The following is a 24,718-nucleotide window of genomic DNA, read 5'->3' on the forward strand; positions in this document are numbered from 1 at the left end:
CTAGCAGCTGGCTTGCTCGATGGGAGTCCTGCGGTGGCCTACCTGATTCGCTGGGAAGCCGACGGCAGGCCTAGAGGAGTCCGAGAGGCGGCGAAACTGCGATTCCGCTATCGTCTCGATCAAAGCGTGTTCAACGAAGAACGGAGTGATGGTGGAGTTTTCAGAGCGTCTCGATTCCCTCGCAACGAAGGTGAAGAACCAGGCGACGGCGATCGGAACCGAGGAAGCGACGAAGAACGCATTCGTCATGCCGTTCATCTCGACCATCCTTGGCTACGACGTCTTCGACCCGCTGGAGGTCGTCCCGGAGTTCACTGCAGACGTGGGAACCAAGAAGGGCGAGAAGGTTGACTACGCCATCATGCGCGACGGTGAGGTTCAGATTCTCATCGAGTGCAAGCCATCGATGGGTTCACTCAAAGTCGAGCATGCATCTCAACTGTTCCGGTACTTCTCCGTTACCAATGCTCGGATCGCGGTGCTGACCAATGGTGTCCTTTGGCACTTCTACACAGACCTGGATGCGCCGAACCGCATGGATGGCAAGCCGTTCCTCGTTCTTGATCTGCTTGACATCGATGAGACCCTCATCCCCGAGATCCAGAAGCTCAGCAAAGAGAGCTTCGACCTTGAATCAATCATCAGCGCAGCTGAGGAACTGAAGTACATCGGGGCGCTCAAGAGAGAGATCGCGAGCCAGTTCCGTGAGCCCACTGATGAATGGATCAAGTTCTTTGCGACGCGCGTCTATGACGGCTCCTACACACAGAAGGTACGACAGCAGTTCACGGGATTGGTTGGCAAGGCAGCGCATCAGTTCCTGAATGAGCGCGTGAATGACCGCTTGAAGGCAGCTCTCGGGGTGAGCGGCATCGCCCAGGCCGCTGACCCGGCGCCAGCAACAAGTGCCGAGGCGGTGGAGGCAGATCTTGACCGCGACACTGAGATTGAGACCACTCTCGAGGAGCTCGAGGGTTACCAGATCGTCAAGGCCATCGCTTGTGGCGAGGTGAAGCCGCAAAGGGTCACGCATCGCGACGCAAAGAGCTACTTTGCTGTGCTGCTTGACGACAACAACCGGAAGCCGATTGCGCGTCTTCACTTCAACGGAAAACAGAAGTACTTGGGTCTGTTGGATGAGGACAAGACCGAAACGCGACACCCGATTGACGAGTTGGATGAGATCTACTCCCACGCTGACGAGATTCGGGAGGCGGTTCGTCGGTACAAGGACTAGGGACGTAGTCTCGGGCGCGGAAACCGCGCGGTCGAATCTGCCACGCTCAACGGTCGAGCGGCTGCATCGCGACTACCTCGCCGCGTTGTCAAGATCGCCTGGGCAGATGTCGTGATCACCGAGGACGAGCGTGCCGGTCCGCCCCCCTTCCCCCACCCCCGGTTCCTCCGACATGATGAAGAGGACCGACCTCGAAGGAGTCCGCCGTGTCACTCACACCGTCCCCGGCGTCGCAGCCCGACACCACTGCTGCCGGGCTCCCCGGAGCTGTGGTGATCGTAGGCATCCGACGGCTCCTCATCTGGGCCCTCGTCGCGGGAGTCCTCTACTCCGTCTTCATGAGCGGCAGCAAGGGATTCTGCCCGGGAGGAATCGATGCTGAGGGCGGGTTCATCGACGCGGAGGGCCGGTCGGTCGAGCAGGCTCCGATGTGCGTCTCGTTGGCACTCCGTCCCAGCGTGTTCGTCTATGTCGGCATCGCGCTGATCGTCCTGATCGCGATTGGGCGCGTCACCAAGGCATCGGATGAGCGGGCCGCCCTGAGGACACTGGAACGTGCGATCCAAGGATCCGGCCTGCTCGTCGCCGTGGCACTCGTGGTCTCGCACGTGTGGTTCCAGCTCACCCCGCTCGAGCACTTCTCGTCTGAGTCGTGGTCTTACTTCAGTCCCTTCCCACTCGGGGTCATCGACGTCGTGACGGGGCCCTGACGCCCGGACGGCGCGCGGCCTACCGCCCCGCCCGCCCCCGCAGTCCGAACGCGATCCCCGCGAGCGCGATCACCACGATCCCGTACCCGACGCACACCGCTTCGAGCCCGAACACCCCGACCAGCGCACCGGCGACCACGGCCGGCACTCCGAAGGCCAGATACGCCAGCACATACAGGACGGCGAAGGTGTCGGCCCGCTGCGTCGCCGGGATCCGCGGAGCCAACGACGCGACGACTCCTGAGAACGCGGTTCCGAATCCCATGCCGGTGACCGCCGCCGCGACGAGGTAGAACGGCAGCGACCCCATCCCCAGCGCGATCAGCGACAGCAGCGTCCCGACCCCGAGCGCCGACGTACCGAACAGCACCATCGATCGCGCGGAGATCCGCCGCAGCACGAAGGCCGTCACCGCACCGACACCGGCGAGCAGCCCGACGCCGAGCCCCTGCCACACGTGCGCCTCCCCGCCGAGCTCACCCCGCACGATGTTCGCGCCGAGTGACAGGAAGAGTCCACCCGTCGCCCACCCCGCGATCACGGCCGGAGCCCCACGCCAGAAGTCGGCCCGAATCGCCGGAGGGATCGACAGCCGGAAGCTCAACGACGACCACACTCCGGGCGTGCGCGGCGCGGTCTCCGGCACCAGCGGAACAGCGCCGCCAGCACGAGGTAGACCGAGCTCAAGGGCGCGAACACGTCGAGCAGGGCCTCGCCGCTCACGTCGAGCATCACCCCGGACGCGAGCGCCCCGAGCGCGAGTCCGATCCCGGGGCTCAGCGCGTTCCACAGCGCCGCGACCCCGGCGCGCCCACCCGGTGCGAAGTCGAGCACCGTCGCCGACAAAGCCGAGATCAGCAGACCACTCGCCACGCCCTGCAGGATGCGCGCGAGGAACAGCACCGCGACGGCATCCGCGTGCCAGAAGAGGAACATGCTCCCGGCCAGCAGCAGGAACCCGGCGATCGCGACCGGGCGACGACCCACGTGATCCGAGAGCGAACCGGCGGTGAGGAGCGTGAGCAGCAGTGCCACCGCGTACACCGCGAACACGGCGCTGATCACCACAGCCGGGAACCCGATGTCCTGCGCGAGCACCGGATAGAACGGCGACGGCGCACTCGCCCCGACCATCATCAGGATCTGCGCCACGATCGCCAGCACGAATCCGAGCCGCGCCCGGGGGACTGCGCCGGGCGAGGTGTTGCCTGCCATCGACGGACGGATGATCGGCGCGGTGCTGGTCATGGCGACTCCTCATAAGGTTCGAGAATCATCGAACTATCGGAGCGTACTCGCCATCCTGTGATTGTTCAACTATTCTCGAACCATGCCTGGCGATCTCCCTCACCCGGAACGTTCCGAGATCCAGCTCACGGATGTGCTCTTCGCGCTCAGCGACCCCGAGCGCCTCGCCATCGCGCGCCAGCTCGCCGACGGACCCCTCGACATGGCCGCCTGCCATGCCACCGATCCGAACCTCCCGAAGTCGACCAAGTCGCACTTCATGAAAGTGCTGCGCGAAGCCGGAGTCATCCGCAACGAGCCCAACGGGCGCCGGCGGATGCTGACGCTCCGACGCGACGACCTCGACTCGCTCTTCCCGGGGCTGTTGGATTCGGTGCTGCGCACTCCGTGATCGCCCGCCGGTCGTCGAGCCGGGATTCCTTGCCCACCCGCAAGAGTGAGTGTATAGTCACTCATATGTCCAGCACTCGCAGTTCCATCCTCTCGACAGCCGACGCCCGGCGGCCCCTCGTGGCTGCGGCAGCGCTGGCGGCGTTCGCGCGCGGTGGCTATCACGGCACGACCGTCGCCGACGTGGCTCGCGAGGCCAAGATCTCGCCGGCCTACGTCTTCAAGCTGTACTCCGGCAAGGAGGCGCTGTTCGTCGTGGCGCTCGAGGCTTGCTTCGACGCGATCCTCGCCGCTCTCGAGGAGGGGGCGGATGCCGCCGCCGACACCTCGCCGGAAGGCGTGCTCGACGCGATGGGTGATGCCTACGCGCACCTCATCTCCGACCGGACGCTGCTGATGTTGCAGGTGCACGCGCAGTCGGTCGCCGAGATCCCCGCCGTGGGTGGGGCGCTGCGGCAAGGGCTCGAACGCGTCACGACGTTCGCGAAGACCCGTTCACGGGCGAGCGACGACGACGTGCAGCGCTTCATCGCGTACGGGCAGCTCTGTCACCTGATCGTCACGACGCAGCTCGACGGGCGCCCGGGGGACTGGGTCGCCCTGCTGACCAAGGGGATCACGCACCCCGACTGATGCTTCTGTCGGAGGCGGGTCCTTTTCCGCGTCTTCAAGAGTGAGTGAGCAATCACTCAACACCTCCTCCACCCACAAGAATCCAGAAACGGAGCACGACATGACCACCCTCACTTCCCTCCCGGCGGTCGCCGCACCGCGCAGCACGCGTCGCTGGGTCGCCCTCAGCGTCCTCGCCCTCGCCCAGTTCCTCGTGGTGCTCGACGCCTCGATCGTGAACATCGCCCTCCCCGTCATCGGGCGGCAGCTGGGCATGGATACCGCCACCCTCTCGTGGGTGATCACCGCCTACGTGCTCGCGTTCGGTGGCCTTCTCCTCCTCGGCGGACGCCTCGCCGACCGATACGGGCACCGCCGGGTGTTCCTCCTCGGCGCGGCCGGGTTCGTGGCAGCATCCGCGCTCGCCGGTTTCTCCTTCTCGAGCGAGATGCTCCTCTCCGCCCGCGCCCTGCAGGGGGTGTCGGCCGCGCTCCTCGCCCCGGCCGCCCTCGCGCTGCTGACCCAGCTGTTCCCGGACGACGCCGAACGCACCAAGGCGCTGGGCGTGTGGGGAGCGGTCGCCGGCGCCGGATCCGCCGCAGGGGTTCTGCTCGGTGGGGTGCTCACGGCGACCCTCGGCTGGCAGTCGGTGTTCTTCGTGAACGTGCCGATCGGTGGGCTCGTGCTCATCGCGATCCCGCTGCTGATCACGCGCGACGGCCTCCGTGTCTCCGGTCGACTGGACGCTGCCGGCGCCGTGACCGTCACTGCCGCACTGGTCTCGCTCGTCGGTGCCCTCAGCGCGGTCGAGCAGGTCGGGTTCGTGCATCCGTTGCCGCTGGGACTGCTCGCCCTCGCGCTGGTGCTCGGCGGGGTCTTCGTGGCGATCGAGCGCCGCGCCGCCGCTCCTCTCGTCCCGCTCCGCGTGTTCCGGAACCGCAACCTCGCGCTCGGCAACATCGTCATGCTGCTGGGCGGGGCCACCATGGTCGCCCTCTTCTTCGCCCTCTCGGTCTATATGCAGGCCGTGCTCGGCTATGACGCCCTGACCGCAGGCCTCACGCAGCTGCCCCTCGCCGGTGTGCTCGTGCTGGTCGCCGGCGCGGTCCCCGCCGTGATCGCCCGCGTCGGCACGCGGCCGGTGCTGATCGGGGCGCTGCTCCTCCTGGCGGCAGGGCTCGTGTGGCTCTCCGCATCTCCGGTGGATGCCGCGTTCCTCACGCACCTGCTCGGTCCGACCCTCCTGATCGGCGTCGGACTCGGCGGCGCGGTCGTCGCGACCACCCAGCTCGCCGTGGATGGCGTCGAGGGCGGAGAGGCCGGACTCGCGGGTGGACTCGTCAACACCAGTCAGCAGTTCGGTGGCGCGATCGGGCTCGCGGTGCTCGGCACGGTCGCCGGGCTCCGCACCGCGGCACTCTCGGCGGAAGGGGCCTCACACGCCGAGGCCCTCACGGGCGGGTTCTCCTGGCTCTTCCTCGGCGCGGCAGGACTGGCGGTCGTCGGCGCGGCGATCGTCGCGGTCTGGCGCCGCGACTGAGGGTGTCGGAGCGAGCCCGTGGACGACGGCGCAGGGCACGTTCTCCACGGGCTCGTTCGCGTGGATGGGATCGAAATGACCCTCTGAGTTCGCCGGGAGTCACGGTAATGACAAGTGATGGTTGTCTTTTGGTTGTCATTCTGGCCTCAGATTTGGAACGGATGCCGAGATGGGCGGATACTTCTGGCATCCCGGCCGTCGTGAATCGGCTCGGGGAATCGACATGCAGACCTCCACCGCACTCGCGCCAGGAACGACCATCGCCATCGTCGGCGCCGGTCGTGTCGGACGTGTGCTCGCCGGGGCTCTGCGCGCGGCCGGGTTCGACGTCCTCGGACCCCTCCGGCGCGACCAATCGATGCCGAAAGCGGATATCGCGCTGCTCTGCGTGCCGGACCGCGCCATCCCGGCGGTTGCGTTCGTCGCACGACCGCATGTGCGGTTCGTCGGACACGTCTCGGGTGCCACCTCGCTCGACGACGTCGACTTCCGTTTCCACCCCCTGCAGACCTTCACGGGGACCGAGCCGCCCGAGGTATTCCACGGCATCGGCGCCGCGGTCGCCGGCCGCACCGACGAAGCCCGCTCTGTCGCCGAGCAGCTGGCCCGCGTGCTCGGGGCCCGTCCGTTCACGGTCGACGACGAGCACCGCGTGAGCTATCACGCGGCCGCATCGTTCGCCTCGAACTTCGTGCTGACGGTGCTCGATGCGGCCGAGCAACTCGCCGTCGCCGCCGGTATCCCCGAGGGCGAGGCTCGCGAACTCCTCACCCCGCTCGTCGGTCGCACCATCGAGAACTGGGCACGCGTCGGAGCGCAGGAAGCTCTCACCGGACCGATCGCCCGAGGGGATGAAGCCACGGTCGCGCGTCAGAGGTCGGCTGCGGAGGAACACGAGCTGCAGGTACTGTTCGACGCCCTCGCCGTGGCCACGCGAACGATCGCCTCGCGGGAGGAAGAGTCGCCAGGGGTGCTGCCGCGGGAGGCGGTGTCGCGGGAGGGGTCGGGTGAGATGGCGTCGCGGGAGATGGTGTCGCGGGAGGAAGGGTCGCGAGGGATGCCGTCGCGAGGGATGCCGTCGCGAGGGGTGCCGTCGCGGGGGGCCGTGTCGCGTGAGGGGGCGCGGGAGAGCCCGTCGCGAGAAACGGCCGGCGAAGAGAAGGAGTCTTCTGTATGAGGATCCTCCGCACGATCACCGACGTTCGGGCGGCCGTCCGCGACGCTCGGCGCACGGACTCGTCGGTCGGGCTCGTCCCCACGATGGGGGCGTTCCATGACGGACACCTCTCTCTCATGCGTGCGGCCCGAGCGGCTTCTGATCTCGTCGTCGTCTCGCTCTTCGTCAACCCGACGCAGTTCGGCGCGAACGAAGACCTCAGCACCTACCCGCGTGACGAGGCGCGAGACGCCGCGCTCGCCGAAGCCGAGGGCGTGGATATTCTCTTCGCCCCCGCGGCATCCGAGATCTACCCCGACGGGTTCGCGACGAACATCCACGTCGCCGGCCTCACCGATGTTCTCGACGGTGCGAGTCGCGGCGCACATCACTTCGACGGCGTCGCCACGGTCGTCACGAAGCTGTTCGGGATCGTCCGCCCTGATGCCGCCTACTTCGGGCAGAAGGATGCGCAGCAGGTGCTGGTCGTCCGCCGCGTCGTACGCGACCTCGACCTGGACGTGCGGATCGTCGCCTGCCCGATCGTGCGCGAGGCCGACGGGCTCGCGATGAGCTCGCGCAACGTCTACCTCGATGCGGACGCCCGTGCTCAGGCGACCGCGCTCAACCGTGCCCTCGACGAAGCGACCGCGGTGTTCGACGGCGGTGCCCGTGACGCCGGCAGCATCCTGTCGACCGCTCGTCGCGTGCTGGACGAGGCCGACATCGATCCGGAGTACCTCGAGCTCCGCGATGCCGAGACTCTGCGCCCTCTCGCGCGCGTCGACCGTGACGCCCTCCTCGCCGTGGCTGCGCACGTCGGGGCTGCTCGGCTCATCGACAACCACATCCTCTCCGGGGGCGACGTCGCCGCCGGCCCCACCGCGACGGAGGTCCGCGCATGAGTGCCCAAGCTGGTTCCCACCCCCGTGTCACCCTCGCTGCCCTCGCCGCGAAGAAGGACGCGGGCGAAGCGCTCGTCATGGTCACCGCGTATGACCACCCCAGCGCGCAGATCGTGGAAGCTGCCGGGGTCGACATCGTGCTCGTGGGCGACTCGGCCGCGATGACCGTGCTCGGCTACGACAGCACGGTGCCGGTCACGGTCGACGAGATGCTCATGCTCACCAAGGCTGTTCGCCGCGGATTGACCTCCCCGCTGCTCATCGGCGACCTGCCCTTCGGATCGTATGAAGCCTCTGACGAACTCGCCCTCGCGACGGCACAGCGCTTCATCAAGGAGGCTGGCTGCGACCTCGTGAAGATCGAGCGCGGCGGCACGACCGTCGACCGCGCTCGGGCCCTGGTGCAAGCCGGCATTCCCGTGGTCGGGCACGTCGGACTCACCCCGCAGACCGCGACGGCTCTCGGCGGCTACCGCGCGCAGGGTCGAACCGCCGAAGCCGCGCTCGCCGTGATCGATGATGCCCTCGCCCTGCAGGATGCCGGGCGCGCGATGCTCGTGATCGAAGCAGTGCCCTCCGAAGTGACCGCAGTCCTCATGCCGCGCCTCGACATCCCGGTGATCGGTATCGGCGCCGGAGCGGGTGCCGACGGGCAGGTGCTCGTCTTCCACGACCTCCTCGGGCTCTATGACGGCGGGGCGGCAAAGTTCGTCAAGCGCTACGCCGATCTGCGCAGTGCAGCCATCGACGGCGTCGAGGCATACGCGCGGGAGGTGCGCAGCGGTGCGTATCCTGCGGCGGAGCACGGCTACACGATGGCGCGCGGTGAGGCGGCGCGCCTGGAGGAGATGCTCGCGACGCGCTGATCCAGCCGGCGCGTGGCCGATCGCCGGCCCCATCGAGAGCATCGCGGGCGTGCGACTCGCATCCGGGGTCATTGTGTGGGGTCATGCTTGCATAGTACATAGTTTCGAAGACTGGCGGCGTGTAGTCCCGCGCTTGTGGATAGCTTGCATGCATGCTTGGCGATATTCCGGCATGCAATCGAATAAAGCTTCGAAAGTAGAGCCGTTCCGGGTTAGAGTGAAGCATGTCCACTTTGACCGGGTTGCACGAGGCGATGGCTCGCCTCGATGACGCGTGGTCGCGCGCCGAGGAGACCGGCGATCTGTCTCGAGCGCAGCTGATCGCCGTCAACGATGCGATCGGTCTGTTGCAGCGGCGTCTGGATGCTGTGCACGTGGAGGTGGCGGCTGGTATCTCACGCGAGTCGCGCCCCGAGTTGGGAGCAGAGAGCCTCGCGAAGCAACAGGGCTTTCGGAGTCCGGCGAAGCTGATCGCAGCGACGTCGGGAGTATCGACGGGTGATGCGCAGCGTCTCGTCAAGGTCGGCGAGGCGACGGCGCCGCGTATGGATCTGATCGGAGCGCGCTTGCCGGCGAGGTATCCGCTCGTACGCGAGGCGCTGGCCACCGGGGCTCTCAGTGCGCAGGCGGCGGCGATGATCGTCGGGCTGCTGGATCGGTGTCGAGTGGCTGCCGGCCCGGAACGCGTCGCCGAGGGGGAGCGGGTGCTTGCCGAGAAGGCTCAGGGTCTCGCGCTCGACGACGTCCGCAAGCTCGTGGTCCGCGCGGAGGCGTGGCTCGACCCGCACGGGGTCGAGCCGAAGGAGGAAGAGCGCCGCGGAAAGCGTGCGCTGACGTTGTTCGAGCGTGACGGCATGGTGCATCTGAGCGCGGTGCTGGATGCGGAATCGGCGGCTCCGGTCGTGACGGCGATCCGGGGGTATGTCTCAGCGGCGTTCGCGGCGCGGAAGGATGCGCCGGATCCCGATGCAGTCGATGCGGATCGTCGTTCGGTGCCGATGCTGCAGGCGGATGCGCTGGCCGTGTTCGCCGCGCATGTTCTCGGGTGTGCGCAGCGGGTGCCGTTGGCGGGTGCGACGGTCGTGGTGCGGATGCGGCTGGAGGATCTGGAGTCCGGATCCGGAGCCGCAGAGGTCGACGGGATCGAACAGCCGGTCAGTGTCGGTGCGGCGCGGCGGATGGCCGCGGGCGGGGGCGTGATCCCGTGCGTGCTCGGCGGTGCGGGCGAGGTTTTGGACTGGGGGCGGGAGAGACGCCTGTTCACCCGGGCGCAACGGCTGGCTCTGGTGGAGCGGGACGGTGGGTGCGCGATGTGCGGGTTGCCGCCGGAGATGACGAAAGCGCATCACATCCGCTGGTGGAGGCGAGATCGCGGGCCGACGGATCTGTCCAATGGTGTGCTGCTGTGTGAGACCTGTCACCATCGCATTCACGACAACGAGTGGGAGATCCGTATCGATGGGGCTGGCGCGGTAGGACGGGTGTGGTTCATTCCACCCGGATACGTCGACCCCGCCCGCATGCCGCGCCTGGGGGGACGAGCGCGCTTCGACATTGCGGCCTGAGCGCGACACCGTGCGAGGTTCCCGGCTGTCAGTGAGTGGTTGCCGGAGGGCGGTTGTCGGGGAGTGTCAGAGGGCGGTTGTCGGGGAGTGGTTATCAGGGAGTGGTTATCAGAGGGTGGTTGTCGGGGAATGGTTATCAGCGAGTGGCTGTCGGCGAGCGGTTGTCAGAGGGTGCCCTCAGAGAGCGGACATCAGAGGGCGGTGGTCAGAGATCGGCCCTCGGAGGGCGGTGATCAGCGCGGTCTTCGTGCCCTGAACCGGGAGGGGCGGCACCCGAGACCTTGTCGCCGACCGAGAACTCCCACCCAACCCACAGCCTGAACGATATATCGTTGAGTATCGTTCACCACAGCAGGAGGTCATCATGAACAACGCATTCCCCTCCAACCCGTTCGGCGGCAACGGCGGCTCCGGGAACAACGGCGGCTCCGGCGGACCGGGCGGAATCTTCGGCGGATCCGGGTTCGGATCCGGCTCCGGGTTCGGCGCAGGCCCCGGCGGGCCCGCCGCCGCGATCTTCGAAGCCATGGACCAGCTCCGCAAGTCGTTCGAGTCCCGCCCATCCGGCGGCTCGCGCATGGCCCGCGGCGACGTCCGCGCCGCCGTGCTCTCACTCCTCGCCGAGAAGCCCATGCACGGCTACCAGATCATCAACGAGATCGCCGAGCGCAGCGGCGGCACCTGGAAGCCGAGCGCCGGCTCCGTGTACCCCACTCTGCAGCTGCTCGCCGACGAAGGACTCATCGAGGCCGAGGAGCAGAGCGGCCGAAAGACCTACTCGCTCACCGAGGCCGGCCGCGCCGTCGCCGACGAGAGCTCCGAGACCCCGGCCCCGTGGGAGTCGTCGTCCGGCAAGGACGGACACCGCGACAGCGCCCGGTTCAACGCACTCCCGAAGGCGGGCGTCGACCTCGCCGCCGCTGCCGCCCAGGTCGGACGAAGCGGCTCGCCCGAGCAGGTGCAGCAGACGATCGAGGTCCTCGACGAAGCCCGCCGTAGGCTGTACTCGATCCTCGCGCAGGACTGACCGCGCAGTGCGGCGGCATCGAGTGAGGACCTGCGAAAGGGCCACACGATGACGGATGCTGCGGCACGGGGTGCCCACCGCGCCCGGTACCGCCGCATCCTGTCGTTCGCCGGCCGGGAGTTCCTCAAGATCTGGTGGTTCGAGCTCGTCCTCCCGCGCCTCGGCATGAGCAGGGTCGCCGAGCGCACGCGCGGGCCACGGATGCAGACGTTCGCGCGCCGCTTCCACACGCTCGCCGTGGAACTCGGCGGACTCATGATCAAGGTCGGACAGTTCATGTCGTCGCGCCTCGACGTGCTCCCTCCGGAGATCACCAAGGAGCTCGAAGGGCTGCAGGACGAAGTCCCCGCCGTCCCGACCGCGGCGATCCGCGCGCTCGCCGAGGCCGAACTGGGCATCCCGCTCGAACGCGCCTACGCCTGGTTCGACGACACCCCGGTGGCGGCGGCCTCACTCGGCCAGGTGCACCGTGCCCGACTCTCCGCACTCGACGCGGCCGACACCGGCCTCGAAGACGTCGTGGTCAAGGTGCAGCGCCCCGGGATCGACGAGATCGTCGCCGTCGACCTCGCGGCGCTCCGTCGGGTCGCACGTTGGCTGACCCGCGTGCGCCTCGTCGCCGACCGCGTCGACGCGCCCGCGCTCGTCGAGGAGTTCGCCGAGACCAGTCGCGAGGAGATCGACTACCTGCACGAAGCCGCGAGCGCCGAACGGTTCCGCGAGAACTTCGCCGACGACCCCCGGGTCGGCATGCCGGAGATCGTGTGGGAGCGATCGACCCGCCGCGTGCTCACGCTGTCCGACGTCACCGCCATCAAGATCAACGACACGGATGCGCTGCGGGCCGCCGGCATCGACCCCGCCCAGGTCGCCGAGGTGTTCGCCGAGGTCATGTTCGACCAGGTCTTCACGCACAGCTTCGTGCACGCCGATCCGCACCCCGGCAACATCTTCGTCACGCCGACCTCTCCGACCCCGTCGACCCCGCCGACCACGCCGCCGGCGGATACGACAGATGCGACGCCCGGCGGCTTCCGGCTCACGTTCATCGACTTCGGCATGATGGCCGAGATCCCGGCGAGCCTCCGCGACGGCCTGCGCACCCTCCTGATCGCGGTCACCGGCCGCGACAGCCGGGGCCTCGTCGCTGCGGCGCAGGAGATCGGAGTCCTGCTGCCCTCCGCCGACACCCGCGAACTCGAACGCGCCCTCACCGCCCTGTTCGCCCGGTTCGGGGGCATGGGTTTCGCCGAGCTCAGCAAGGTCGACCCCCGCGAGTTCCGTGACTTCGCGGAGGAGTTCGGCGACATGGTGCGCTCGCTCCCGCTGCAGCTGCCCGAGAACATGCTGCTGCTGATCCGCGCCGTCTCGTTGACCTCGGGCATGTGCAGCGGCCTCGACCCCGCGTTCAACGTCTGGGACGCCGCCGAACCCTACGCCGGCCGTCTGCTGCGCGACGAGAGCGGCAACATCGTGCAGGCGTTCGCGAGCCAGGCGATGGACACGATGAACACGACCTGGCGCCTGCCGAAGCGCATCGACGACATCATCACCCGCGTCGACGACGGCACCGTCTCGTTCGACACTTCGCGCCTGGAACGCCGCCTCGATCGGCTCGAGGGCATCGCCCGGCGGATCGCCTCGGGCGTGCTCTTCGCGGCGATGCTCATCGGCGGTGCACTGCTCGTGCCCGCGGTGCCCCCGCTGGGGATCACGCTGATCTGCGTCTCGGCGCTCCCCCTGCTGCACTCCCTGTTCGCCGGCGTCGGCCGACGGGGCTCGCGGTAGGCGCGGCACGCCCGAGAAACCCGCAGCGTCGAGCATGCACTCGCGCCCCCGCAGGCCCGGGGCGCCGGGGATCGAGCGGATGTTCCGGCATATCGCACAACGAGGGGGCGGCGCCGCGCGTGACAGGATGGGATGCCATGGAGACCCCTGACGAGAAGCCCGATGAACGCTCCGCAGGAAAGACCCCTCCGAGCACCCGGACAGGCGCCGTCGGCACGGGCGTGAACCGCCTGCCGGCCAAAGCCACCGAGACCGCCAAGAAGATCGTCCGCGACATCGCGGCGGTCCCCCCGCGCAGCGTCCACCCGGCGCTCGTCCCGGGCGTCTCGGTCGAGGAGACCGGTCGCACCTACCGCACCGACCCGCTCGTGTTCGGCGTGGCGGCGACCCTGACCCTCGCCTTCATCGCGTGGGGCGTGTTCGCGGGGGACAACCTCGCCGGCACCACCCGCACGGTCCTCGACTGGGTCGTCCAGTACTTCGGATTCTTCTTCACCACCATCGCCACCGTCATCCTGGTGTTCATGCTGTTCATCGGCTTCAGCCGCTACGGACGCATCCCGCTCGGGCGCGACGACGAAGAGCCCGAGTACTCGATGTTCTCCTGGATCTCGATGCTCTTCGCCGCCGGAATGGGCATCGGCCTCGTGTTCTGGGGTGCCGCCGAGCCGCTCACCTTCTTCGAGAGCCCGCCGCCGGGCACGGTCGAGGCGAGCACCCTCGACGCCATGCACACCGCGCAGACGCAGGTGCTGTATCACTGGGGTCCGCAGGCCTGGGCGTTCTATGCGCTCGTCGGTGGGGCCATCGCCTATGGCGCCTATCGCCGCGGCCGCACGCCCCTCATCTCCTCGATCTTCGCGCCGCTGCTCGGCGAGGGGCGCACGACCGGTCCGCTCGGCCGCACCATCGACGTCTTCTCGATCATCGTCACACTGTTCGGCACCGCGGCATCGCTGGGTCTGGGCGCCTTGCAGATCGGCCACGGCGTCGAGATCGTCAGCGGCATCGGCGAGCTCGGCAACGGCATCCTGATCGCCGTGATCGCCGTGCTCACGGCCTGCTTCATCGCGTCGGCCGTCTCGGGGGTCTCGAAGGGCATCCGCGCGCTGTCGAACATCAATGCGGTCGTCGCGCTCCTGCTCGCCTTCTTCGTGTTCTTCGTGGGGCCGACGCTGCTGATCCTCAACGTGATCCCGTCGGTCGCCGTGCAGTTCATCGGCGACCTCCCGCAGATGATCGGCCGCTCGGCATCGCAGGGTGAAGCGGCCGAGACGTTCCTGTCGGGCTGGACGATCTTCTACTGGGCGTGGTGGATCTCCTGGTCGCCGTTCGTCGGCATGTTCATCGCCAAGATCTCGCGCGGGCGCAGCCTTCGCCAGTTCGTCTCCGTCGTGATCGTGGTGCCGTCGGCCATCTCTCTCGTCTGGTTCGCGATCTTCGGCACCACGGCGATCCAGCAGCAGATGGACGGCGCGAACCTCACGGTCGACCCGCCGGAGGAGGTCCTGTTCGGCGTGCTCGAGAACCTGCCGTTCTCGCTGATCACGAGCGCCATCCTCATCGTGCTGATCGCCATCTTCTTCGTCACGGGAGCGGATTCGGCCTCCCTCGTGATGGGCACGCTGTCTCAGCAGGGCAGGCCGGAGCCGTCGCGCTGGGTCGCCGTCGTGTGGGGTGTGCTGGTCGGAGCGATCGCCGCCGTGCTGCTCGTCATCGGCGAGGAGGGCAGCGGTCTGCGATCGCTGCAGAACGTCACGATCATCGCCGCGCTGCCCTTCGCGATCATCATGGGATTCATGATGATCGCCTTCATGAAGGATCTTCGACGCGATCCGCTGATCCTCCGTGAGCGTTATGCCCGCGCGGCCGTCCGGCACAGCGTCATGGCCGGTCTCGAGGAGTACGGCGACGACTTCGCGCTCGTGCCGGTCGAATACGACCACTCCGAGGACGACCTCGACTGGATCGACGAGTCGACCGTCGACGAGACGCTCGCCGAGGTGTACGAGGCCGCGACCGAGGCGATCGACATCATCCCGCCCGCCGAGGTGGATGCGGTCGTCGATGCGTCGATCACGGACCCGATGGCTGCCCCGGACCCGACGGCTGCTCCGGACCCGACGGCCGCCCCGGACCCGACGGCTGCCCCGGACCAGCCCCGCACGGACTGATCCGCACGGACTGATCCGCTAGGACGCCTCCTCTGCGGCAGCGGTGATGCGGGCCGCCATCCCGGCGAAGATCAGTCCGTGGAAGGGCAGCACGGCGAGCCAGTACAGGCGTCCGCTCAGTCCGCGGGGGAAGAAGATCGCGCGCTGCTCGTAGCGCGCGCCTTCGCCGTCCGGCACCGCACGCAGCTCGAGCCAGGCCTCGCCGGGCACCTTCATCTCGGCGCGGAGGCGCAGCAGGGATTCGGCCTCGGTCCTCTCGACCGCTTCGACGCGCCAGAAGTCGATCGCGTCGCCGACCCTCGCCGCGGTGCGGCTCCGGCGGCCGCGACGCAGGCCCACGCCACCCACGATCCGGTCCATGAACCCCCGCACGGCCCACAGCAGCGGGGAGGAGTACCAGCCGTTCTCGCCGCCGATGCCCAGGATCACGCGCCACAGTTCCGCCGCGGAGGCGCGGGTGGCGATGGACCGCGAATCCGTGAACACGGTGCGTCCGGCCCAGTCCGGGTCGCTCGGCAACGGGTCACTGGGCGCGCCCGACACTTCCGAGTCCTGCCAGCTGGTCTCGATGCTGTCGCCGCGCACCCGTCCGAGCGCGAGGTCGACCGCACGCCGATACGGGGTCAGGCCGTCTTCGGGGCGCGGGATCAGCTCGTCGACCGCGTGATCCTTCATGATGCACTCGTTCTGCAGCGATGCCACGAGCGGCCGGGCGATCGAGCGCGGCACCGGCGTCACCAGGTTCACCCAGTGCGAAGCGAGCCCCGGCGTGAGCACGGGGAGGGCGGCGATGGCGCGCTGCCGGAGCCCGGCTTCGACGGCGTAGCCGTTCATCATCTGCCCGTAGCGCAGCACGTCCGGCCCGCCGATGTCGACGGCACGGTTCACATCGGCGTCGACGCGCGCCGCCCCGAGCAGGTAGTGCAGCACATCGCGGACGGCGATCGGCTGGATGCGGTTTCGCACCCACTTCGGTGCCGGCATGTACGGCAGCACGTCGGTGAGGTGGCGGATCATCTCGAACGACGCCGACCCCGAGCCGATCACGACGCCCGCTTGCAGTACGAGCGTCGGCACGCCGGACCGCAGGAAGATCTCCCCCACACGAACACGCGAGCGCAGGTGCGGTGACAGCTTCGCGTCGTCGGGATGCAGCCCGCCGAGGTACACGATCCGTCGCACGCCTGCCCGCGCTGCGGCCTCGGCCACCGTCGTCGCCGCCCGCTCGTCGCTCTCCTCGAAGCCTTTGCCGGCGGACATCGAGTGGATCAGGTAGTACACGACGTCGACGTCGTCCATCGCCGTGACCACGGCATCCGCATCATCCGCCGAGCCTTCGACGATCTCGCAGTCGCCGCCCCAGGGGAAGGAGGCCGCGCGCGCGGAGTCACGCGCCAGGACCCGCACCCGGTAGCCGGCGTTCAGCAGCCGCGGGGTCAGGCGTCCGCCGATGTATCCGGTCGCCCCGAGCACGAGGGCGCGCGGGGCGGAGCCGTCGTCGCGGGGTGCGGCGCGCAGCGCCTCTTCACGGCCGGTGGGGTGGGTGAGTTCGGGCATAGGTCGAGCGTAGGTCGCCCCCGCGTCCGGTGGAACGGGGTTGCGGGGCGTCGTGGCGACCGGTACGGGCACAAGCCCCTATTGCAACGCAAGGGTTGCGTTTCCGTCCATGACATGCAACTCTGAAGTTGCAGTCGGCCGACCGGCCGACGGAACATGCAGGAAACGCCGAAAGGAACCATCATGGTGAACATGACCCACAACGAGGCATCCGTCGTCGACGAGGAGACCTTCTCCGTTCGGCGGACCATCCTGATCGCGGCACCCGCCGACAAGGTCTGGCGGGCCGTGGCCGAGCCGGAGCACATCTCCCGGTGGTTCGGGCGCACCGTGCTCGACGGCACCGGGGTCGGCGCGACCGGCACGATGACCTTCCCCGACTACGACGTGATCCCCCTGCGGGTCGAGGAGTACGACGAGCCGCGGCGCATCACCTACCGCTGGAACAACGACGACGCCCTCGGTGCATTGCCCGACAGCATCGACGAGACCACCTCGACGGTCTTCACCTTCACGCTCGAAGAGGCCGAGGGTGGCACGCGCCTCACGGTCGTCGAGAGCGGCTTCGAGCGCACGTCCGACCCGCGCGCCAACCTGCAGTCGCACCGCACGGGCTGGGACCTGGAGCTGGACAAGATGGTCACCCTGGTGGAAGGCGAAGCATGACCGCAGCAACCCTCCTGCCCATGTTCTCGGCGCTCGCGGACGAGACGCGCTGGCGCATTCTGACGGAGCTCGGGGAGGCGGAGGCGTCGGCATCCGCTCTCGCCGGGCGCCTTCCGGTGTCCCGTCAGGCGATCGCGAAGCATCTCGCCGTCTTGCAGGAGGTCGGTCTCGTCGAGCCCGTGCGGGTCGGCCGCGAGGTGCGCTTCCGCGTGGTCGGTGCCGAGCTCTCCGCCACCGCTGCGAAGCTCGACGTGATCGGGCGCGAGTGGGACCGCCGCCTCGCCGCGATCAAGGAGATCGCGGAGGGGCTGTAGGCTGTCGGGCTGTCGGCGACGGCGGGTCAGCGCGCGGGGCCCGTGTCCTTCTCGTCGCGGATGGCGTCGCGCAGCTCCTGGTCGAGGTCGGAGGCCTCTTCGATCGCCGCCGTCATGCCGGCGAGGAACCGCGTGACCACCGCACGTTCGTCGTCGGACAGCTCGTCGACCAGCGCGAGCATGCGTCGATGCATGGCCCCGAGGGTCGCGCGGACCTCTTCGTCGCTGCTCACGGTCGGCACCACGACTCCCGCGCGGCGGTCGGTGGGGTGGGGCTCGCGACGGACGTGTCCGCCCTTCTCGAGCCGGTCGATGAGAGTGGTCGTCGAAGCCGTGGAGATGTCGAGCATCTTCGCGATGTCGATCGGGCGGACGATGCGGCCCGCCCGCTGCTCCCGGAGCAGGAAGCGCAGTGCCATCAGGTCGGTCTCGTTCATTCCCATCGATGCGCGGGTGCGTGCGCGCATCGCGGTCTCGGCCGCCCGGTAGCGCCGCAGCATGTTCAGCACGTCGACGGTGCTGACGTTCCCGCCGTCGGGGTACCAGTATCCGGAGCGCGTGTACTCCTGGGGCTCGCTCATGACGCCACCACCTCTCCGTCAGCCTCGGGGAGGGACTCCCGTTCGAGCATCTCCACCGCTCCCGCGGCGACGCCGACGGGCACCACGAGCAGGAACCCGCCGGTGATCGCGTCGTTCTCCGCCACGATGATCTGCTCGATCCTGTCGCGAGGGATCCCGGGGAACCGGCTCTGTAGGTGCTCGAGCAGGCTCGCATAGCCGATGAACTTCTCGTCCTCGAGGGTGACCGGGTCGACCATGGGTTCCTTTCGCGCGGTGAGTCAATCCTCTCATCGTGGGAGGGTGCCGGCGACGACCGAATTCCCTAGTTCGTCAGGTAATAAGGCTGCCGAGGTAACATGGGCACCTGGGCCGCGGGGGAGGTGCGTAATGGGGAATGGTCTGGACGTCGTGGCATCGGAGCTCGCCCGCGATGTCGAAGAGTTCCGGCGGGCCGAGGCGCAGCTGCGTCGACGGCTGGCGGCAGCGCGTCAACCCAATGAGACGGATCGCTCGGCCATGCGCATCATCGCGTCGGCTCCGGTCGATGCCCCGGTCACGCCCGGCGAGCTGGCCGCTCAGCTCGGGGTGAGCACGGCGGCCGTCACCTCCGTCGTGCGCCGGCTCGCCGAGCGCGGTCAGGTGGTCGTGGCCGTCCATCCAGACGACGCGCGGTCGAAGATCATCCGTCCGTCTCTTCGCGACCTGCACTCTCCTGCCGACGAGATCTCTCGCCGCATCGAGCGGGTGGAGAGGGAGTTCGCACCCGAGCAGCTCGCCGCGATCTCGCTGTTCCTGCGGCGCCTCGCCCGCGAACTCGAAGGCATCGAATAGGCCGACTTCCATTTAGCTAGTTAAACTAGTAATCTAATTCCTGTACGAAATACGGGAAGGGGACGTCATGGGTCTGCTCAGCTACGCCGGAGAATCGAAGGTCATCGAGATCGACGACCCGCTGCTCGCGCATCTCCGACTCGTCGCCGTCACGAAGCTCCGTCGGGGCGAGTCCTTCCCGCTCACACTGCGTACGACGGAGTCGACCATCGAGACCCTGTGGATGCACGCGTCGATTCCGGTGCGCTTCGTGGTGGACGACGAGCGTGAGCTCCAGCGGCCATTGCTGGTGAAGATGATGGCTGCCGCGAGTTCGGCGAACGGGCTGGACCTCACGGATCCCGACTTCGCCGCGTCGTTGCCGTCTGCGGCGCCGATGCACGCGGTCGCCTGAAAGCTCGCCTCCGTCAACTCCGCGCTCCTGGGCAAAGCAGCGCGAAGACCGGACGGAGGTGCGTGGCGGTGTCACCGGGGGGTGACGACATCGCCGCTCTTGGCATCCGGCCGCCCGGAATCGGGTCCTGGCGGCCGGATGCCCTTCGCTCAGAGGGCGGTGTATCCGCCGTCGACGAGGTGGTAGCTGCCGGTGATGAAGCTCGCGGCGTCACTGGCGAGGAATGCGATGAGGTTCGCGACCTCGTCGGCCTGGCCCAGTCGGCCGATCGGGTGCTTGCTCACGAGGAACTCCTTCGCCTCGTCGCCCATGTTCGCGAGCAGCGGGGTGTCGATGAAGCCGGGGCCCACCGAGTTCACGCGCACCCCCTTCGCCGAGTACTCGAGCGCTGCCGACTTGGTCATGCCGACCACGCCGTGCTTGGCGGTGACGTAGGCGGGCGAGCCGGCGAACCCGACGCTTCCCAGGATCGAGGCGATGTTCACGACCGATCCGCCGCCGTTCGCGAGGATCGACGGGATCTGCGCCTTCATGTTCCGGAACACGGCGTTGAGGTTGATCGCGATGACCTTGTCCCAGGCATCGTCCTCGTACTCCGCGGTCGGGGCGGTAGCGCCGCCGATGCCGGCGTTGTTGACCCCGATGCGCAGCGGAGCCAGGGAGTTGGCGGTCTCGATGGAGGAGGCGATCCAGGCGGCGTCCGTCGCATCGCCCACGGAGGCCTCCGCCGTGCCACCGGCCGCGCGGATCTCCTCGACGACCGCGTTCGCGTGCTCGGCATTCAGGTCGTTGACCACGACCGCTGCCCCGTTCTTCGCCAGCAGGAGAGCGGTCGAGCGTCCGATTCCGCTGCCTGCTCCCGTCACGATCGCCGAGCGGTTCGAGACGTCGTACTGAGCCACGAGAGACTCCACTTCCGGGCGGGCACGGTGCCGGGAGATCTTCTCGGACGGTCCGTCCTTCCTTCCACCCTACGCCTTCACGACCGGGGTGGATTCACGTGAATGGAAGTGTCCCCGTGTGGAAGGTGCCGGTCAGGCGTCGGCCACGTCGATCCTGCTGAGCGTGGGCGGTGCCAGGATCGCACCCGTCTCCACGGTCTCGACATCGCGCCGGCCCGTGAGGCGCGCGACCGCATCGTCGAACTGCTCGTCGAGCGCGGCCAGTGCGCCCGGTGCGTCGTGGTGCGACAGCGCATCGATCAACGCCTGATAGGTGGGTGAGACGGAGGCGGGCACCGCATAACCTTCGTCGGCACTGAAGCTCGCGATCCGCGTCTGGAGCGCGAGCGTCATCATGGCGCGGGAGAGTCGAGGGCTCTGCGCGGCGTTCACGAGGGCCTGGTGGAACGCGATGTCCGCGTCGCCGATGCCGAGTGCGTCTGCGCGGGTGCTCGCCTGTCTCAGCTCGGCCAACGCGCTCTCGAGCTGCTCCGTCGCCGGAAGCCGGTTCTTCACGATGAGGCGCACGGCTTCGCACTCCACGGCCCGGCGCTCGGTGTAGAGGTCGGCGATGCCGTCGACCGGGATCACGCTCACGCGCAGGCCCCGACCCGGAAGTGCCGTCAGTGCGCCCTCCTGCACGAGTCGCTGCGCCGCCTCGCGCAGGGGACCGCGGCTCACGCCGAGCTTCGCGGCGATGTCCACCTCGCCCAGGGGGCTGCCGACGGGCAGTGCGCCGGAGAAGATCGCCGACCGGAGTTCGGCCGTGATCAGGTCGACCGTCGAAGGCCGTGCCATGCGGAAGACCGCGCCGGGCATCCCGTTCGGGGCGGGCGTGAGTGGCATGAGCGCTCCTGAGTCGATCGTCGGTGACTCCATTCTGCATCCGACGCGTGTCGGCGCCCGACACGTGTCCGCACGGGCCGGGCACCCCACCATAACGAGTTTGTATAAATGTAGACAATCCGACAGTCTGAATGTGCACAAACGGTCGATCCGGCATAACGTGGCCGTCGGCCCGAGACCGGAGAACGGTCTCGCCCGCCCAACCGCACGCCCGATATCGAAAGAGGAACCGTATGCCCTCCACCCGAACTCATCTGCGCGCCGGCGCCGTCGCGGCCTCCGCCGCGCTCGTCGTGACTCTGGCCGCCTGCTCGTCGTCCGGCACGGACGAGGAGAGCGGCTCGACGCTCGAGCAGCTGCAGAACGACGGGAAGATCACCGTCGCGATCGCCGACGAGCGTCCGTACTCGTGGGTCGAGGGCGGCGAGCCCACCGGCGCGACCATCGCCATGCACCGCGAGATCTTCTCGAACATGGGGATCGACGACGTCGAGGTGGTCGAGGTCGACTGGAACTCGCTGATCCCCGGACTCAAGGCCGGCCGCTTCGACGCGATCAGCGCCGGGATGTCGATCCTGCCCGAGCGCTGCGAGGAGGCGGCGTTCAGCGATCCCGAGATCATGTACACCACCACGCTGATGGTGCCCGAGGGCAACCCGCGCGGTCTCACGGACCTCGACTCGGTCGTCGACGACCCCGACGTCACGCTCGCCGTGCTCGGTGGAGGGATCGAGAGCGGATACGCCGAGAAGCTCGGCATCTCGAACACGGTGTCGGTGGACAACGCGCAGTCCGGCATGGACCTCGTCGCCAACGGGCGCGCCGACGCCTTCGCGATGACGGCGATCTCGCTGAACTGGATGGCGGACAACAACCCGGACGCCGGCGTCGAGACGACCGAGGCGTTCGTCCAGGAGATCGACGGCGTGCCGCAGATCGGTGCCGGGTCGACCGTGTTCCGCACCGGCGACACGGAGCTCCTCGACGCATACAACGAGCAGCTCGCCGCCATCACGGGTGATGAGCAGGCCTACCTCGACCTCGTCGGGGAGTACGGCTTCACCGCGGAGAACCTCCCGCCGTCCGACCTGACGACCGCCCAGCTCTGCGCGGGCGAGCTCGGCTGAGGCCACCGGCGAATGGACAATCTGTCCGCGTTGTGGGCGGCTCTGCCCGCGATCGGCGGCGGCGTGCTCGTCACGCTCACGCTGACCGTGGGCGGGGCCCTCCTCGCGCTCATCGTCGCGGTGGTGCTCGGCCTCTCGGTCCGTGCCGAGAACATCGTCATCCGGGGCACCTCGCGGGTGATCATCGAGTTCTTCCGCGGCACGTCCCTGGTCGTGCAGCTGTTCTTCCTCTTCTTCGTGCTGCCCCAGCTCGGCGTCTCGATCTTCCCGATCGCGTGCGGCATCCTCGGCCTCGGTCTCAATTACGGTGCCTACGGTGCGGAGGTCATCCGCGGCTCGATCAACTCCGTCCCCACCGGGCAGTGGGAGGCGACCACCGCCTTGAGCATGACCCCTGCACACCGGATGCGCCGGGTCATCTTCCCGCAGGCCTGGGCGCTCATGATCCCCTCTCTGACGAATCTGCTCATCCAGTTGCTCAAGGGCACCGCGATCGTCGGGTTCATCACGCTCATCGACCTGACCGTGGCGCTGGACCGCCTCCGCATCCAGACCGACACCTTCTTCTACGGCGTCGTCGGCATGGTGCTCTACTTCGTGATCGCCTACGCGCTGACCCTCGTGATGAACGCCCTGGAGGTGCGCGCGAAGCACAAGCTCGGGCGCGGGGAGTCGCTGGCCGAGACCCTGCGCTTCCGCTCGCCCGTCACCCGAGGGGAGACCGCCGCATGAACGGACCCGTCTGGAGCTGGGACACCGCCTGGGCGGCGCTCCCGCACCTGCTCGAGGGCTTCTTCACGGTCACCCTCGTCGTCACCCTGGCCGGGAGCGCGATTGCCGCCGTGCTCGGCCTCGTGATCGCCGTCGTGCGCCGCAGTGCCCCTCGGCCCGTCGCTGCGAGCGTCGGCTTCCTGGTGAACTTCATCCGGATGACCCCGATCGTCATCCAGCTGCTCTTCGCCTACTTCGCGCTGGTGACCGTGGATCCGCTGACCATCGGCATCGCGGTGTTCGGCATCCACTACGCGACCTACATGGCCGAGGTCTACCGTGCCGGCATCGAGTCCGTCCCGCGCGGGCAGTGGGAGGCTGCCACCGCCCTGAGTATGTCCCGCCCACGCACCTGGACCGCCGTGGTGCTCCCGCAGGCGATCAGGGCGACCGTCCCCTCCCTGGGCAACTACGTGATCTCGATGCTGAAGGACACCCCGTTCCTCATCGCCATCACCGTGGCGGACATGGTCAGCAACGCCCTGGAGTTCGGCGGGAACAGCTTCCGCTACCTCGAGCCCATCACGCTCGCCGGTGTGATCTTCTTCCTCGCCAGCTACCCCGCATCCGTCCTCGTCCGCAGATTGGAGAAGCGCCTTGAATACGCCTCCTGAGAACTCCCGTCCCGCCATCCGCTTCGACGCGGTGCACAAGCGCTACGGCGACCACGTCGTGCTCGACGGCCTCACCTTCGACGTGCAGCAGGGCGACCGGGTCACGCTCATCGGACCGAGCGGTTCGGGCAAGACCACGATCCTCCGTCTGGTCATGACGCTGGAAGAGGCCGACGGCGGATACATCTTCATCGACGGGGAGCCGCTCACGCACGTCGAACGCGGCGGCAAGCGGGTGCCGTTGCGGGAGAAGCACCGCAACGAGGTGCGCAAGCGCATCGGCATGGTCTTCCAGCAGTTCAACCTGTTCCCGAACATGACCGTGATGGAGAACCTCATCGAGGCCCCCGTGCACGTGCTCGGCATGTCGAAGGCGGCGGCCACCGCGAAGGCCACCGACCTGCTGCAGAAGGTCGGCCTCGCGGACAAGGCCGACGCCCATCCGCTGCAGCTCTCGGGTGGCCAGCAGCAGCGGGTCGCCATCGCCCGGGCGCTCGCGATGGACCCGGAGATCCTGCTGCTGGACGAGGTCACCAGCGCTCTGGATCCCGAGATCGTGGGGGAGGTGCTCGGCGTGCTGCGCGACGTCGCCGAGACGACCGACATCACCATGCTCATCGTCACCCACGAGATGCAGTTCGCCCGGGACGTCTCGAACCGCGTGCTCATGTTCGATCAGGGCAGCATCGTCGAGGAGGCCGACCCCGAGACGATGTTCTCCGCGCCGCGCGAGCAGCGCACGAGGGACTTCCTCTCCGCCGTGCTGAGCGACTGAGCCTCGAGCGCGCTTCCCCCTCCCGCTCCTCGCGTCGTCGACGCGAGGAGCGCCCTCCCGGTGGAGGACGAGGAGGCGACGATCCGACGATCCTGTGAGCG

The 24,718-nt window shown here is 68.3% G+C and carries 27 protein-coding genes; 20 read left to right on the forward strand and 7 right to left on the reverse strand.

Features of this window, described 5'->3' with window-relative positions; genetic code table 11:
* Positions 1–151: 151 nt before the first annotated feature.
* The gene (locus E0W80_RS13155) at positions 152–1,237 is read left to right on the forward strand and encodes a type I restriction endonuclease (protein ID WP_131493156.1); all 1,086 of its coding nucleotides are present in this window, start codon (positions 152–154) and stop codon (positions 1,235–1,237) included.
* A 206-nt stretch (positions 1,238–1,443) separates the two neighbouring features.
* Positions 1,444–1,947 carry a hypothetical protein gene (locus tag E0W80_RS13160; protein WP_240740530.1) on the forward strand — a complete coding sequence of 168 codons (504 nt, stop codon included), beginning with the start codon at positions 1,444–1,446 and terminating at the stop codon, positions 1,945–1,947.
* Between the two features lie 19 nt (positions 1,948–1,966).
* On the opposite strand, the gene E0W80_RS19395 is transcribed toward E0W80_RS13160, so the two are convergent.
* On the reverse strand, positions 1,967–2,551 hold the full coding sequence (locus E0W80_RS19395; protein ID WP_240740531.1) for a hypothetical protein: 585 nt from the start codon (positions 2,549–2,551) through the stop codon (positions 1,967–1,969).
* A complete protein-coding gene (locus E0W80_RS19400) occupies positions 2,548–3,195 on the reverse strand; it encodes an MFS transporter (RefSeq protein ID WP_240740532.1) in 648 nt (215 codons plus the stop codon). The genes E0W80_RS19395 and E0W80_RS19400 overlap by 4 nt, the downstream gene beginning before the upstream one ends.
* Positions 3,196–3,277: 82 nt before the next feature.
* On the opposite strand from E0W80_RS19400, the gene E0W80_RS13170 reads away from it, so the two are divergent.
* From E0W80_RS13170 to E0W80_RS13215, 10 genes are all read left to right on the forward strand, one after another.
* Positions 3,278–3,586, forward strand: coding sequence for a helix-turn-helix transcriptional regulator (locus E0W80_RS13170; protein ID WP_131493085.1), 309 nt, complete (start codon positions 3,278–3,280; stop codon positions 3,584–3,586).
* Positions 3,587–3,651: 65 nt separating this feature from the next.
* A complete protein-coding gene (locus tag E0W80_RS13175) occupies positions 3,652–4,218 on the forward strand; it encodes a TetR/AcrR family transcriptional regulator (protein ID WP_131493087.1) in 567 nt (188 codons plus the stop codon).
* Between the two features lie 100 nt (positions 4,219–4,318).
* Positions 4,319–5,737, forward strand: coding sequence for an MFS transporter (locus E0W80_RS13180; protein ID WP_131493089.1), 1,419 nt, complete (start codon positions 4,319–4,321; stop codon positions 5,735–5,737).
* Between the two features lie 223 nt (positions 5,738–5,960).
* Entirely contained in the window at positions 5,961–6,914 is a 954-nt protein-coding gene (locus E0W80_RS13185; protein WP_205802345.1) for a DUF2520 domain-containing protein, read from the forward strand.
* Entirely contained in the window at positions 6,911–7,798 is an 888-nt protein-coding gene (panC, locus tag E0W80_RS13190; RefSeq protein ID WP_131493090.1) for a pantoate--beta-alanine ligase, read from the forward strand. The genes E0W80_RS13185 and panC overlap by 4 nt, the downstream gene beginning before the upstream one ends.
* Positions 7,795–8,664 carry a 3-methyl-2-oxobutanoate hydroxymethyltransferase gene (panB, locus tag E0W80_RS13195; RefSeq protein WP_131493092.1) on the forward strand — a complete coding sequence of 290 codons (870 nt, stop codon included), beginning with the start codon at positions 7,795–7,797 and terminating at the stop codon, positions 8,662–8,664. Before panC ends, panB begins: the two co-directional genes overlap by 4 nt.
* A 224-nt stretch (positions 8,665–8,888) precedes the next feature.
* Positions 8,889–10,229, forward strand: a complete 1,341-nt coding sequence (locus E0W80_RS13200) for an HNH endonuclease signature motif containing protein (protein WP_240740533.1) — start codon at positions 8,889–8,891, stop codon at positions 10,227–10,229.
* Between the two features lie 364 nt (positions 10,230–10,593).
* On the forward strand, positions 10,594–11,256 hold the full coding sequence (locus E0W80_RS13205) for a PadR family transcriptional regulator (protein ID WP_205802346.1): 663 nt from the start codon (positions 10,594–10,596) through the stop codon (positions 11,254–11,256).
* A gap of 48 nt (positions 11,257–11,304) precedes the next feature.
* Complete coding sequence (locus tag E0W80_RS13210; protein WP_131493094.1) at positions 11,305–13,044, forward strand: AarF/UbiB family protein; 1,740 nt, start codon at positions 11,305–11,307, stop codon at positions 13,042–13,044.
* A 137-nt stretch (positions 13,045–13,181) separates the two neighbouring features.
* Positions 13,182–15,218, forward strand: coding sequence for a BCCT family transporter (locus E0W80_RS13215; protein ID WP_131493096.1), 2,037 nt, complete (start codon positions 13,182–13,184; stop codon positions 15,216–15,218).
* An 18-nt stretch (positions 15,219–15,236) separates the two neighbouring features.
* Here E0W80_RS13215 and E0W80_RS13220 read toward each other — a convergent pair whose 3' ends face one another.
* Positions 15,237–16,775 carry an SDR family oxidoreductase gene (locus E0W80_RS13220; protein ID WP_131493098.1) on the reverse strand — a complete coding sequence of 513 codons (1,539 nt, stop codon included), beginning with the start codon at positions 16,773–16,775 and terminating at the stop codon, positions 15,237–15,239.
* Positions 16,776–16,958: 183 nt separating this feature from the next.
* On the opposite strand from E0W80_RS13220, the gene E0W80_RS13225 reads away from it, so the two are divergent.
* Complete coding sequence (locus tag E0W80_RS13225) at positions 16,959–17,441, forward strand: SRPBCC domain-containing protein (RefSeq protein ID WP_131493100.1); 483 nt, start codon at positions 16,959–16,961, stop codon at positions 17,439–17,441.
* Positions 17,438–17,755, forward strand: a complete 318-nt coding sequence (locus tag E0W80_RS13230) for a metalloregulator ArsR/SmtB family transcription factor (RefSeq protein ID WP_165875459.1) — start codon at positions 17,438–17,440, stop codon at positions 17,753–17,755. The genes E0W80_RS13225 and E0W80_RS13230 overlap by 4 nt, the downstream gene beginning before the upstream one ends.
* Positions 17,756–17,781: 26 nt before the next feature.
* Here the strand turns inward: E0W80_RS13230 and E0W80_RS13235 are convergent, their stop codons facing one another.
* Together E0W80_RS13235 and E0W80_RS13240 are read right to left on the reverse strand one after the other, a co-directional pair.
* On the reverse strand, positions 17,782–18,336 hold the full coding sequence (locus tag E0W80_RS13235; protein WP_131493102.1) for a MarR family transcriptional regulator: 555 nt from the start codon (positions 18,334–18,336) through the stop codon (positions 17,782–17,784).
* Positions 18,333–18,575, reverse strand: coding sequence for a hypothetical protein (locus E0W80_RS13240; RefSeq protein WP_131493104.1), 243 nt, complete (start codon positions 18,573–18,575; stop codon positions 18,333–18,335). Before E0W80_RS13240 ends, E0W80_RS13235 begins: the two co-directional genes overlap by 4 nt.
* A gap of 130 nt (positions 18,576–18,705) precedes the next feature.
* Here E0W80_RS13240 and E0W80_RS13245 point away from each other — a divergent pair, with 130 nt between their 5' ends.
* Both E0W80_RS13245 and E0W80_RS13250 read left to right on the forward strand, forming a co-directional pair.
* A complete protein-coding gene (locus E0W80_RS13245) occupies positions 18,706–19,149 on the forward strand; it encodes a MarR family transcriptional regulator (protein ID WP_131493106.1) in 444 nt (147 codons plus the stop codon).
* Between the two features lie 67 nt (positions 19,150–19,216).
* Positions 19,217–19,543, forward strand: a complete 327-nt coding sequence (locus E0W80_RS13250; RefSeq protein ID WP_131493108.1) for a hypothetical protein — start codon at positions 19,217–19,219, stop codon at positions 19,541–19,543.
* A gap of 149 nt (positions 19,544–19,692) precedes the next feature.
* Here the strand turns inward: E0W80_RS13250 and E0W80_RS13255 are convergent, their stop codons facing one another.
* Together E0W80_RS13255 and E0W80_RS13260 are read right to left on the reverse strand one after the other, a co-directional pair.
* Positions 19,693–20,445: an SDR family NAD(P)-dependent oxidoreductase gene (locus E0W80_RS13255; protein WP_131493110.1), complete on the reverse strand. Its 753-nt coding sequence runs from the start codon at positions 20,443–20,445 to the stop codon at positions 19,693–19,695.
* 132 nt (positions 20,446–20,577) lie between these two features.
* A complete protein-coding gene (locus tag E0W80_RS13260) occupies positions 20,578–21,330 on the reverse strand; it encodes a GntR family transcriptional regulator (protein ID WP_165875460.1) in 753 nt (250 codons plus the stop codon).
* A 233-nt stretch (positions 21,331–21,563) separates the two neighbouring features.
* On the opposite strand from E0W80_RS13260, the gene ehuB reads away from it, so the two are divergent.
* From ehuB to ehuA, 4 genes are read left to right on the forward strand one after another with little or no spacing between them, the layout of a single operon-like run.
* The gene (gene ehuB / locus E0W80_RS13265) at positions 21,564–22,457 is read left to right on the forward strand and encodes an ectoine/hydroxyectoine ABC transporter substrate-binding protein EhuB (protein WP_131493114.1); all 894 of its coding nucleotides are present in this window, start codon (positions 21,564–21,566) and stop codon (positions 22,455–22,457) included.
* A 12-nt stretch (positions 22,458–22,469) separates the two neighbouring features.
* A complete protein-coding gene (locus tag E0W80_RS13270) occupies positions 22,470–23,189 on the forward strand; it encodes an amino acid ABC transporter permease (RefSeq protein ID WP_131493116.1) in 720 nt (239 codons plus the stop codon).
* Positions 23,186–23,842 (forward strand): ectoine/hydroxyectoine ABC transporter permease subunit EhuD, encoded by a 657-nt coding sequence (ehuD, locus tag E0W80_RS13275; protein ID WP_047522808.1) that lies wholly within the window; start codon positions 23,186–23,188, stop codon positions 23,840–23,842. Before E0W80_RS13270 ends, ehuD begins: the two co-directional genes overlap by 4 nt.
* Entirely contained in the window at positions 23,826–24,617 is a 792-nt protein-coding gene (gene ehuA, locus E0W80_RS13280) for an ectoine/hydroxyectoine ABC transporter ATP-binding protein EhuA (protein WP_081996992.1), read from the forward strand. The genes ehuD and ehuA overlap by 17 nt, the downstream gene beginning before the upstream one ends.
* Positions 24,618–24,718: the final 101 nt, after the last annotated feature.

This window comes from Microbacterium sp. PI-1, assembly GCF_004337555.1.
GTDB classification, from domain to species: Bacteria; Actinomycetota; Actinomycetes; order Actinomycetales; family Microbacteriaceae; genus Microbacterium; species Microbacterium aurugineum.

Coding starts and splice junctions, on each gene's coding strand:
- E0W80_RS19400 (WP_240740532.1), bottom strand. CDS start 3,195: ATGACCAGCACCGCGCCGATCATCCGTCCGTCGATGGCAGGCAACACC.
- E0W80_RS13170 (WP_131493085.1), top strand. CDS start 3,278: ATGCCTGGCGATCTCCCTCACCCGGAACGTTCCGAGATCCAGCTCACG.
- E0W80_RS13175 (WP_131493087.1), top strand. CDS start 3,652: ATGTCCAGCACTCGCAGTTCCATCCTCTCGACAGCCGACGCCCGGCGG.
- E0W80_RS13180 (WP_131493089.1), top strand. CDS start 4,319: ATGACCACCCTCACTTCCCTCCCGGCGGTCGCCGCACCGCGCAGCACG.
- E0W80_RS13185 (WP_205802345.1), top strand. CDS start 5,961: ATGCAGACCTCCACCGCACTCGCGCCAGGAACGACCATCGCCATCGTC.
- panC (WP_131493090.1), top strand. CDS start 6,911: ATGAGGATCCTCCGCACGATCACCGACGTTCGGGCGGCCGTCCGCGAC.
- panB (WP_131493092.1), top strand. CDS start 7,795: ATGAGTGCCCAAGCTGGTTCCCACCCCCGTGTCACCCTCGCTGCCCTC.
- E0W80_RS13200 (WP_240740533.1), top strand. CDS start 8,889: ATGTCCACTTTGACCGGGTTGCACGAGGCGATGGCTCGCCTCGATGAC.
- E0W80_RS13205 (WP_205802346.1), top strand. CDS start 10,594: ATGAACAACGCATTCCCCTCCAACCCGTTCGGCGGCAACGGCGGCTCC.
- E0W80_RS13210 (WP_131493094.1), top strand. CDS start 11,305: ATGACGGATGCTGCGGCACGGGGTGCCCACCGCGCCCGGTACCGCCGC.
- E0W80_RS13215 (WP_131493096.1), top strand. CDS start 13,182: ATGGAGACCCCTGACGAGAAGCCCGATGAACGCTCCGCAGGAAAGACC.
- E0W80_RS13220 (WP_131493098.1), bottom strand. CDS start 16,775: ATGCCCGAACTCACCCACCCCACCGGCCGTGAAGAGGCGCTGCGCGCC.
- E0W80_RS13225 (WP_131493100.1), top strand. CDS start 16,959: ATGGTGAACATGACCCACAACGAGGCATCCGTCGTCGACGAGGAGACC.
- E0W80_RS13230 (WP_165875459.1), top strand. CDS start 17,438: ATGACCGCAGCAACCCTCCTGCCCATGTTCTCGGCGCTCGCGGACGAG.
- E0W80_RS13235 (WP_131493102.1), bottom strand. CDS start 18,336: ATGAGCGAGCCCCAGGAGTACACGCGCTCCGGATACTGGTACCCCGAC.
- E0W80_RS13240 (WP_131493104.1), bottom strand. CDS start 18,575: ATGGTCGACCCGGTCACCCTCGAGGACGAGAAGTTCATCGGCTATGCG.
- E0W80_RS13245 (WP_131493106.1), top strand. CDS start 18,706: ATGGGGAATGGTCTGGACGTCGTGGCATCGGAGCTCGCCCGCGATGTC.
- E0W80_RS13250 (WP_131493108.1), top strand. CDS start 19,217: ATGGGTCTGCTCAGCTACGCCGGAGAATCGAAGGTCATCGAGATCGAC.
- E0W80_RS13260 (WP_165875460.1), bottom strand. CDS start 21,330: ATGCCACTCACGCCCGCCCCGAACGGGATGCCCGGCGCGGTCTTCCGC.
- ehuB (WP_131493114.1), top strand. CDS start 21,564: ATGCCCTCCACCCGAACTCATCTGCGCGCCGGCGCCGTCGCGGCCTCC.
- E0W80_RS13270 (WP_131493116.1), top strand. CDS start 22,470: ATGGACAATCTGTCCGCGTTGTGGGCGGCTCTGCCCGCGATCGGCGGC.
- ehuD (WP_047522808.1), top strand. CDS start 23,186: ATGAACGGACCCGTCTGGAGCTGGGACACCGCCTGGGCGGCGCTCCCG.